Genomic DNA, 10175 nt, shown 5'->3' with positions numbered 1-10175 from the left:
CTCTTCTTCCATCGGCGCCTGCGCTGCTTGATTGCAGTCGATCTCAAGATCGGTAGCTTCGGCCACGAGACGCGGGGCAGATGAACTTACCTGAGCTACCTCCGCGACAACGTGGCGCTCGACGACGAATCCGACCTGATTGGTATCGTCCCGTGCGCCGGTCAAGGACGCCGAGGAGTCCACTACGCAACGGGAACACTCCCTGACAATCAGGTCTTTGTCTCACGTTACCCGACGCGTCGCCGACCGAAGAGCAGCCGCAGTACATGGCTTCGCGGACGAAAAGGAACGCCTCGCTCGAAGGCAGACGCCCAACTGACCGGTGATCCGCTGAGGACGCAACTCTCCGGAGAATCCGGATGGTTTGAACTTCGAGCGCAATCGCGAGGCCAGGCGCGAGTCAATATTCTCAAGCGCTCGGGCGGAGCGACCTGACGTTTCAGGCCGCGGTGACGAGTGCGGCGGCGTTGGAGGCCTGATGGCAACTCACCTGCGTGAACACCCGGCTGCTGACGCCAACCGCCGCGCTGAAGCCATCGTCGGTCGTGGCCGCCCGCACCCCGATCGAAGCCAGTTTTGCTCCCCGATAGCGCCGCCGAAGTCGCATCGCCTGCGCGAATTGCAGACGGCGACTGCGGAGCGCTGATCCGTTCTACCGGAACGAGTTCTGAAGATATCCCGTTGGCGCTGCTGATGGCGCTGCCGTTGACGATGGCGTCGATGCGGCCGGTCGGGTAAATGTCGCCGCCGCTCGGGTTGGCTGGCTACAGCGTGACGCCGGAAGCCTTCATCGGGTCCTGCCGTCGGTGTCGCTTTGGCGACGCTGATCACCATCAGCATTTCGGACTGTCCGGCAGAAGCGAAGGTCGGGTGCCTGGAGGGAAGACACTGCTGCTGAAGTCCGCGGTACTGGCGGGGTTTGCGCCGGCGCCCGAGACCGTCCGTGTCACCGTCGCTGGTCGCAGGTCGCCGCTGCCACGACGCAGCATCACGCTGAACGGCGTGCTGCCGGCATGGCCTCCCGGCGCCGAGAGCAGGCGGTGACCGCTTCGATCCACAGCGAACTGTCGTCGTTGCGGATGGTCGAGCTGACCTTGGTTCGCGTTGGTGTCGATGCCGCAGCCGCTGGCGTTCTGCAGGCGCAGATCGAAGGTTTCGTCGAACTCGAGCGCGGAATCGCCCGCGACGTCGACGTCCGATGTCCCACTGCGTGGCGCCCGACAGCATCACGTAGGTCATGGGAACGCCCGGGGTCCAGCCCACGAAGTCCGCTGCGTCGGGAGCAAACGGCCCGCCGCCGGCGAGCACTTCCAGCTGGAACGAGCAGATGCCGGTGGTCACCTGCGCGCGGGTTACGCGAAAGCGGTGCTTGGTGCTGAAGTACTGGCCTCCGTTGCGGTCGCCTTCGGGCCGCGTCAGCGACAGCACTGCGCTCGGGAAGAACGAGTCGTCGTTGATGATCTGGCCGGTGGCGGTGGAAGCGCTGCCGAGCCGGCCGTTGGTCGGCGTGCCGAGCGACACCGCGAAGCCTCGGTGTTCTCGGCCGAGGAGTCGCCGTTGACGTGGATGAGGAGGGTCGCCTCGGTCTGCCCGATGGCGAAGTGGACGGTGCCTCCGGCCCAGGTCGTGGGCGGGAAGTCGCCGGCGTCGGCCTGATGCGTACCATGACCCTCGGGCAGCCAGCCCACCGAACTCGGGACGCGCGTGTCACCGCTGCGAAGCACGCGGAACGAGAACGCCGTAGTGCCGCGTTGCCTTCGACCCCTGGATGCATCCACGGCCTCGATCGTGATCTGCGGCACCTGGTATTCGTAGGCGCCGATGTCGGCGACGTTGACCGCCGGGCCACTTCGCGCGCGAAGCCGGAGCCACGCTGGTCGTGGGCGTGGCCAGTCGTCGCCGCGATCGAGTGCCGGGCTGTTGCCGTTCAGCGCGCGCAGTTGCACGCAAACCGGGGCTTCGAACAGGCTGGCGCCGACCTGGTGGCGCAGCCGTAGTCGGCCAGGATGCCGAGGCCGCCATCGTTGTGGAACAGGTCGGGCCGCCGGCGTAGATCCGCCGGCGGGGTCGCCGAACTGGCTGTAATCGGCATACAGGCGCGGGTCGGTACCTGAGGCCAGGGCGTTGCCGGCGGCACCCGCGTTGTCGGTGATCAGGTGCTGCGCAACCAGCCCCAGGCATTGTGCACGCGCAACCCGCCGGGCTCGCCGACGTCGGTGGCCACGTTGTGCGCGATCGTGCTGTTCTCGATCCGGATCGGCGTGTCCAGTGCATCGATCGCCGCGAAGCCGCCGAGGTTGTTCACGATACTGCTGGAACCGATTTCGATCCGCTGGGTCACCACGGTCGGATCGCCGAGGCGCCAGTCGCCACCCCACCCGAGATCGCCGATCTGATAGGTACAGCTCCCTGCCCGGCCGCAGTGCCGTACCGCGGTTGTTCTTGAACCAGGTGTTCGAGACCGAAAGCGCGCCGCTGCCGCCGGGGGCGCGGGACACCGAGGCGTCGTGCCGCGGGTTGCCGGCGCCATCCCGGGTGCCGTGGCTGTCCTGCAGGCTGTCGCTGACCCAGCTCTGGGCGACGTCGTACTAAGAGCACGGCAGACGCGGACGGCGTCAGGGTGGTGCCGCTGCCACGCAGGGTGCTGTGCGCCAGCGTGAACGAGCTAACGTTCTGACCCAGAGCGCGCCGGCCTCGGCGTTGCTGCCTCGGCGACATTGCCCTCGAACTGCGAGCCTCGATGCGCAGGCTGTCGCCGTCGAGCATCCACACCGCACCGCCGGTCGCGTACTGGCCGGCGGCCCCAGTGTTGTAAGCGCGGTTGCTGTCGAAGTGCGAGTTGCGGATGGTGAGTTCGTCCACGTCTTCGGCGCAAACCGCACCGCCGCGACCGGCGCTGTCGCCAGCCACGTTCTCGGTGAAGGCCAGGTTGTCGATGATCACTCGGCTGGTAACGATGATGTTCGCGTCGTGCAGCCGGATCGCCCCGCCGCAGCCGATCGGCAACGCGATCGCGCGCCCGTCGCGCAGCAACAGGTTCTCGAAACGCAGCTCGTGCGCGAGACCCGGCGTCTGCAAGGTGAAGTCGGCGTGGAAGATGCGCGAGCTGTTGCCGCCGCTGATCTCCTGTCGTCCTGGCGGGCCAACGATGCGCAGGGTGCGCTTGATCACGATTTCGCCCCGCGCCAGCTGCATGGTGCCGAGGCCGGGCGCGATCTCGATCACGTCCATGCCCACCGTGCCCGCGACGCAGTCGATCCTGGCGCAGTAGTCGTAGTTGGCATTTTCCACCGCCTCGCGCAGCGAGCACGCGCCGTCGCCGTTGATGTTGTCGTCCCCGGCACTGTTCACCAGGATGGTGGCGGCGAGCGTGGGTCCCGAGGCAACCAGAGCGGCCACGAGTAAAGCGTGCAGACCGTGCCGGGCCGGCTGGAACAGGGATGCGAGCAATGGCTTCATGGCGAACTCCGTGTGGGATGGCCCTGAAGCGCAATCCGCATGCCAACGGCAACTCATTGATTTTGCGTGCTGCGGCTGCGCCTGGTTCGCGTTTGCGAACGCGCCGACGGGTGGCTTGAACGGATTTGTTCGAGTTTGCGAACCGTTGCACTCGGCGCATGATCGAGCACCGAGCGCACTTCGCCGGCCTCTGCCTGCTGCTCTTCGCCGCCCCTGCGCTGGCGCGCGACTGGCACGTGCGCACCGATGGCAACGACAGTGGCGACGGCACCCCGACCGCGCCGTTGGCGAGCCTGCGTGCGGCCCTGACCGCGCCGATCCCGGCGATGTGGTGCGCGTGCACGCCGGGACCTATTTCGAGACCGCGCCGATCGACGCCAACGCTGCGGGTACCTCCGGCATGCCGATCGTGGTTGAGCCGGCGGATGGCCTGCGCCCGGTGTTCGACGCCATTGGCATGGCCCCCGACAGCAACTTCGTGCGCGTCGGCGGCAGCCACTACATCTTCCGCGGACTCGAGTTCCGCAACGCGCGGCGCACCACGTTCTCGGTCTGGGGCGGACAGGACATCACCATCGAGGACTGCTGGTCCACCACAGCGCGCGGCGCGCTGTATCCGGGCAATGGCGCGGTGCGCATTCGCTTCCTCGACAACCGCGTCTGGCGCAACGTGCAGGTCAACAACCCGCCGGTCGAAGGTGGCGGCTGGCCGTCGGCGGTGAACCTCAGCGATGACGGCGACGTGGTGACGGGCAACCGGATCTTCGAGAACTTCGGCGAAGGCATCGGCCTCTACGGCCGCCACCACGCGGTGCGCGACAACCAAGTGCGCGACAACTGGTCGATCGACATCTACGTCAGCAATGCCACCGACAGCACGGTCGAACGCAACACGCTGCTCGCGCTCGGCACTCCGGAGTTCCTGCGCTTCGGCGCCGCGGCGATCGGCATCAACCTGGCGAATGAGAGCGCCAGCGATCCGATCCAGCTCGACGCCATCCGCATCGCCAACAATCTGATCGGCGGACCGCGTCGTCGCTGTCTGGGTCAGTGGAACGGTTACTCCGGCGTGCCGATGCACGCCGTCGAAATCCGCGCCAACACCCTGGCCTGTGCCGCCAGCGACGTCGCCTGGCACGCCGACGCCGGCGACCACGGCGGCAGCGTGTTCGCCGGCAATCTGGTCTGGCAGCGCAACCCGGTGCAGCCGGTCGCCAGCGTCAGCGGCAGCAGTGGCATCAGCTACGACCACAACCTCTGGTTCGGCGGCAACGCCCTGCCGGCCGCAGTGCAGGGCGCGGGCGACTTGCTCGCCGATCCGCAGCTCGCCAACGCCGACGCGCTCGACGCCGAAGGCTTCCTGCCGATCGCGAGCTCACCCGCCGTCGATGCCGCCGTGCCCGCGAGCATCGCCGAAGACCTGCACGCCCTGCCGCGCCCGTTCGGCCCCGCGCCCGATCTCGGCGCCATCGAGTATCGACCGCCGTTACTGCGCGACGGCTTCGAATAGCCGCACGATCGCAACACCACCGTATCGGTGCGCACCGCGTTGCGGTGCACACCCCTACGACGCCCGGCCCATCCATGCGCGTCGATGCGCGGCGATGCGCGTCGACTCGCGTGATCGAATGGACTCACCCCTCACCGAGGCGTCTAGGCGCCTGGAGTGGTGAACTGCGTGCACCACGACCAAAGTGAGAGGGCGAGCCCATGAACGAGTGTATGGCACGTGTGCGGACGTTGGCGATCGATCTGGCGAAGAGCGTTTTCCAAGTGGCCGGCGAGGACGAGCGAGGCACTGTTGTTTTCGAGGACCGGATCAAGTCGCGCGAGTCGTTTGTCGAGTTCCTGAGGACGCTGAAACCGCCGTTGGTGGTGCTTATGGAGACCGGCCCTGGCGCGCAGTCATGGGCGCGTGAGTTGCAGTCACACGGCATCGAGGTTTTCGTACTACCCGCACAGCGAGTGGAGGAGCATCGCAGCGGCGCCAAGAACGACCGCAAGGACACTTTCGCGATCCTGCGTGCGGGGCGCGACAAATCGATCCACGCAGTTCCGGTCAAGTCGGTGGAGCGGCTGACGATGCAGGCCTGCATCGGGTGCGTTCGGGGTACGTGTCGCGGCGTACGGCGATCAGCAATCAGATTCGCGGGTTGCTTACCGAGCATGGGCTGGTCTTCGCGCGCGGCGAGATGGCGCTGGTCGTTCGCCTGCGGCAGGTGCTGGAGGATGCGAGCTTGCCCATTCCCTTTCGGCTGCGCGATCTGATTGCGGATCTGTGGGCGGAGTGGGAATGCTTGGGCGAACGCATGGCTGCGCTCGACGCGGAGTTGCAGAGCGTGGCAACAACCGATCCACTGACGCGGCGCCTGATGACGGTTCCTGGTGTAGGGCCGATGACTGCGACCGCATTGGTGTGCAAGGACTTGAATCCAGAACGCTTTGCCAATGCGCGACAATTTGCGGCGTATTTTGGCGTCTCAGGTTCCGCAGTTCGCGCTGAAATCCAGGCGGTTTCGAGGGCCAGAATGCTTGAAGTGTCGCGGTTTTGCTGGGGTTCGTTGTGGATAAGCCGAAATTTCGTGTAGTTACACGAATGACCCCTACTGGCTATTGCAGGCTGGCGATAGGCGGGTATATGGTAGGCACATGTTCACGCGCATCTCCCGCTCCGGTGGCCGGGCCTATCTGCAGTTGGTTCAGGCGTACCGCAACGAGGCGGGCGATCCGCGATCGCGCGTGGTCGCGAACCTGGGGCGGCTCGATCAGCTCAACGAGAAGACACTCGCGCCACTGATCGCCGGGCTCGAGCGTGCCGCAGGGCGCGCGCCGCAGGTGGCCGAAAACGTGCCGGCCGTGGTGTTCGAGTCATCCAAGGCATTTGGCGATTTGTATGTGTTGCATGCGCTGTGGTCGGAACTGGGCTTGGCTGCGGCGCTGTCGCGCGCGCTGCGTTCGTCGCGGCGGCAGTTCGACGCGGCAGCGATGGTTCGCGCGATGGTGTTCAATCGCTTGTGCGAGCCGGAGTCGAAGCTTGGAATGCTGCGTTGGCTGGACACTGTGGCGATGCCGGAGATGCCGGCGGCGGTGACGCACGACCACTTGCTGCGCGCCATGGATGCGTTGATGGATCGCGTCGACGATGTGGAGTCCGCAGTGGCTGCACAGCTGCGACCGCTGCTCGACAGCGAGTTGTCGGTGGTGTTCTACGACTTGACGACGATCCGCATCAGCGGTGCCAGCGACGTCTCCAGCGATGTGCGCAAATTTGGGCTGAGCAAGGAAACTGGCGGTGTCGCGCGGCAGTTCGTGCTCGGCGTGATCCAGACGGCACAGGGTTTGCCGATCGCGCATCAGGTGCATGCCGGCAACGTCGGCGAAGTCACGACATTGATTCCGATGATCGAGGCCACGCTCAAGCGCTATGCCCTGAAGCGCGTCGTGCTGGTCGCCGACCGCGGCTTGTTGAGCCTCGACAACCTGGCGGCGATCGAAGCCCTGCGCACGCCTGCGGACAAGCCGATCGAATACATCCTCGCGGTGCCCGGCCGGCGTTACACCGAGTTCGCCGACACGTGCGCGCGGCGGAAATCAACGATGGCGTCGGCGAGTCGGTGTGGCAATCACGTCGCCTGGTGATCGCCCACGACGAAGATCGCGCGCAACGACAACACGCCGAGCGGCGCAAGACCGTCGAGCGCCTTGGCGATGAGGGCGAGCGCATGGCCAAGCGGCTGACGACGAAGATGCCGGACAGCCTCAGCGCGGGCGCAAGTCGAGTGACCGCCGCGCGTACCTGCGCTTCTCGGAACAAGTGAAAGCGCAAGGTCTCAGCCGCATCCTCAAGGCTGATCTCAACGCCGACCAGTTCAGCTTCGACATTGACGAGGATGCGATCCAGGATGCAGAGCAGTTCGACGGCAAACTGCTGCTGGTCACCAACACCACCTTCAATGCCGCCGACGTGGTTGATCGCTACAAGTCCTCGCAGACATCGAGCGCGGCTTCCGCGTCCTCAAGAGCGACATCGACATCGCGCCGGTGCACCACCGCCTGCCGGAGCGGATCCGCGCCCACGCCCTGATCTGCTTCCTCGCACTCGTCATGCATCGCGTCACGCGCCAGCGCCTGCGCGACAGCAAGAGCCCGCTGTCACCGACCCGCGCTCTCGCGATGCTCAAGCAAATCCAGAAACACCGCGTCGCCATCGATCACAAGCCCGTCAGCGGCATCAGCCGAATCAGCCCCGAGCAAACCGACCTGTTCAAAGCGCTCAATCTCCCCCCGCCACCCCAAGCCAACGCCTTGTAGTCACATTTTTGCCTGTTCGGCATCAATGAAATCAATGCTTTACGGCGCCAACTGCGGAACTTGAGCGATCCCGACGGCACCCGCGTGTTCGAGGCCGACATCACCATGTGGGTCACGCCGCGGAAGCGCTAAGCAGCGTCACGACAATCCGGCGCCCCGATCTTCTCCTCTCTCCCCCCGTGGGAGAGAGGCCGGGAGAGAAGGGGCGAACCGCGAAGCCGCTACCCGCGAAGTAGCTCGCGCATTCGGCCCGAAGGGAAGCGCTCCGCTCGTCCCGACCCCACCGTGACGCGTGCCGCACGGTTTTCTTTACTGACATTCAGCGCTAATCGTAAACCCATTAAACCGAATCACAAACTAGTCCGAAAATATTCTTGGGTGCATGCGCCATTGCGCACAGATCAAGTAAGCAAAACCCCAGCGCCACTTCCATGTGTGGGTTGTTTCAAACAATTACTGATGCTGTGTCGCCCCAGCCAAACCCTGACGGGCTTGGAATGGAGAGAAAACACTGTCAGGAAGTCGAGGACTAAGTGTACCAGTCTTCAGGTCCACAAAGTCCACCACCTGCACAGCACCCGTACCATTTCCACCAATACCAAACACCATCAGCTTTGGTGTACTGTCGATTGTCACCAGCGAAACATCTACTGGCGATCGTCCGACTTGTGCCACTTGCACCCAAGCCGAAGACGAAAGAGCACGCTTCCAAAGTGCTCCTTCTGTCCAGATGTACGCCATAGTAGTGCTTCGAGGTACATGGGTGGCATACAGCTCGCCACTCATTGGGCTTACCATAACAGCAAACGGCTCAAATGGCACTGGCTCCGTAGTCATACTCCAGTCGCTGAAGTTCAGATGAACAAGCGACTTACTCCTTGCATCGGCAAAGGTGCCGATGTTGGTCTTGGCATCGAAAGTGAAATCTGTCAGGCGATTGTTCGGACCCGGCAAATCGATGATGCGCACTTCAGGCATTGCACCTGAGTAGACGAGAGGAATGATAACGATAGCGCCTTTGAAATTGTCTCGGGCATTTTCGAACCATTGGAGAGTAGTGACGAGGTAGTTGCGAGCAAGATGAAGTTCGCTGTCACCCACATAGTACTCTCGGTAGGCTTCCGGCACTGTGTACTGCCACACATAGCTGTTTGTGGCAGGATTGTAGGCATGGAACTTAGTTGTATTGGTTACCGACATCGCATACACGATACCTGTTTCCTCATCAACCTTGATCGCATACCAACTTCGGTCTACAACCACCGCAGACTTCGGGAGTACGATCGGCGGAGTGATTTGGTTGCCACTGCTTCCATACTCCACATAGCCACCATTTGCACGAGTGATAGCAAACACACCCCTGTTTGGATTGGCATCAAAGCCACCCGTAAAGGTTTGGTCTACCAAACTCGAGTAATGGAGAGCTGGCGTGTAGCCTTCGATATTGATCTGGGGTCCATTGAGAGTGAATCGCGACAGATCATGCACCTGAGCCTGAATGAAAGGCCCGGCAAATGGCCACGCTTCTTGTGGAAGCATCGAAGCCCTTGTCGTCTGGATGATCTTTTCGGTCATCGACGGGACACAGAAGACCCCAGCCTTACGGCCAGTGCTGTCCATATCCCTGCTTGCAATTTCCCAGCCCGGCACCTGCTTGAGGTCGACCATATAGGCCGCATCATTTCTGGTGCTGAACTGGTGATTGCCGTCGTTGAAACGCACCGCCAAAGACACACTTTCCGGCTGATGAGGTTTTGACGCCCCACCATTGTAGAAACGAATCATCGCGGTCAGACCGCTTTGTTTTTCGTTGCCACACGCCTGAGGAAGCGGGAGCTTCCCTTCGGCAAAACCAGGAAGGGGTGACATAACAGCAAACTTCTCACCTTCATCCCTGTAGAGATGCGGGTACTGACGCAGGATTGTAAGTACCGACACATTGTTCCCCGGCGACGCTTCGTACATTTCGTTTGCAGCCACGTAAACATGGCTGTTTGTCGGAAGAATGTAGAAACGCGTGACGGCAAACGTGTCAGGCGTACCGAGCTTGAAAACTTTCCAGGTACGCCCACTCGGACGCCAATTTGTGGCATCACAATCAGGACGACCAGAAGTTACGCAATTCTGATAGACCTGATCGAGCCACCTGGCTTCCGACTGAGTAACACCTTCCCACGTCAAGGTTGAGGTGTCTGCCACCACGACCTTGTGGTTGGGACCAATATTGCTAGAACCATACGGAATCGCAATCTGGTCAATGTGGTACTCACGAAGCGTGGTGAGGTCTTGCGGACCCCACACATACGCCTGAGCTGAACCAAGAGACACAACTGTGGCGATGAGGGCCGCCACAACCCGGGCGATTACGTTCATGATTCTCTCCCCAAAAGACAGGAATTCCAGAG

8 protein-coding genes and 1 pseudogene are annotated in these 10175 nt (G+C 63.0%); 5 read left to right on the top strand and 4 right to left on the bottom strand.

Annotation, left to right across the window (positions count from 1 at the left end; genetic code table 11):
* A partial coding sequence (locus tag IPG63_18065; GenBank protein MBK6729078.1) for a DUF1016 family protein occupies positions 1–84 on the top strand: 84 nt, incomplete at its 5' end.
* Positions 85–1415: 1331 nt separating this feature from the next.
* Here IPG63_18065 and IPG63_18060 read toward each other — a convergent pair.
* From IPG63_18060 to IPG63_18050, 3 genes are all read right to left on the bottom strand, one after another.
* A complete protein-coding gene (locus tag IPG63_18060; GenBank protein ID MBK6729077.1) occupies positions 1416–1946 on the bottom strand; it encodes a hypothetical protein in 531 nt (176 codons plus the stop codon).
* A gap of 206 nt (positions 1947–2152) precedes the next feature.
* Positions 2153–2341 carry a hypothetical protein gene (locus IPG63_18055; GenBank protein ID MBK6729076.1) on the bottom strand — a complete coding sequence of 63 codons (189 nt, stop codon included), beginning with the start codon at positions 2339–2341 and terminating at the stop codon, positions 2153–2155.
* Entirely contained in the window at positions 2338–3459 is a 1122-nt protein-coding gene (locus IPG63_18050; protein ID MBK6729075.1) for a CSLREA domain-containing protein, read from the bottom strand. The genes IPG63_18055 and IPG63_18050 overlap by 4 nt, the downstream gene beginning before the upstream one ends.
* Positions 3460–3790: 331 nt before the next feature.
* Between IPG63_18050 and IPG63_18045 the strand changes: the two genes are divergently transcribed.
* The 4 genes and pseudogenes from IPG63_18045 to IPG63_18030 all read left to right on the top strand — a co-directional run bounded on the left by IPG63_18045 (position 3791) and on the right by IPG63_18030 (position 7770).
* Positions 3791–4969, top strand: coding sequence for a right-handed parallel beta-helix repeat-containing protein (locus IPG63_18045; protein MBK6729074.1), 1179 nt, complete (start codon positions 3791–3793; stop codon positions 4967–4969).
* A gap of 230 nt (positions 4970–5199) precedes the next feature.
* Positions 5200–5727 carry a transposase gene (locus tag IPG63_18040; protein ID MBK6729073.1) on the top strand — a complete coding sequence of 176 codons (528 nt, stop codon included), beginning with the start codon at positions 5200–5202 and terminating at the stop codon, positions 5725–5727.
* Positions 5697–6047: an IS110 family transposase gene (locus tag IPG63_18035; GenBank protein ID MBK6729072.1), complete on the top strand. Its 351-nt coding sequence runs from the start codon at positions 5697–5699 to the stop codon at positions 6045–6047. Before IPG63_18040 ends, IPG63_18035 begins: the two co-directional genes overlap by 31 nt.
* Positions 6048–6108: 61 nt before the next feature.
* Positions 6109–7770: pseudogene (locus tag IPG63_18030) on the top strand (IS1634 family transposase).
* A gap of 453 nt (positions 7771–8223) precedes the next feature.
* Here the strand turns inward: IPG63_18030 and IPG63_18025 are convergent.
* On the bottom strand, positions 8224–10143 hold the full coding sequence (locus IPG63_18025; protein ID MBK6729071.1) for a hypothetical protein: 1920 nt from the start codon (positions 10141–10143) through the stop codon (positions 8224–8226).
* Positions 10144–10175: the final 32 nt, after the last annotated feature.

The sequence above is a fragment of the Lysobacterales bacterium genome, from assembly GCA_016703225.1.
Taxonomy (GTDB): domain Bacteria; phylum Pseudomonadota; class Gammaproteobacteria; order Xanthomonadales; family Ahniellaceae; genus JADKHK01.
Note: the sequence above shows the minus strand (reverse complement) of the source record. Positions and strands in the feature narration are given on the sequence as shown.

Bases quoted from the DNA above. Each gene is read 5' to 3' on its own strand.
- IPG63_18050 (MBK6729075.1), bottom strand. From the start codon at position 3,459: ATGAAGCCATTGCTCGCATCCCTGTTCCAGCCGGCCCGGCACGGTCTG.
- IPG63_18025 (MBK6729071.1), bottom strand. From the start codon at position 10,143: ATGAACGTAATCGCCCGGGTTGTGGCGGCCCTCATCGCCACAGTTGTG.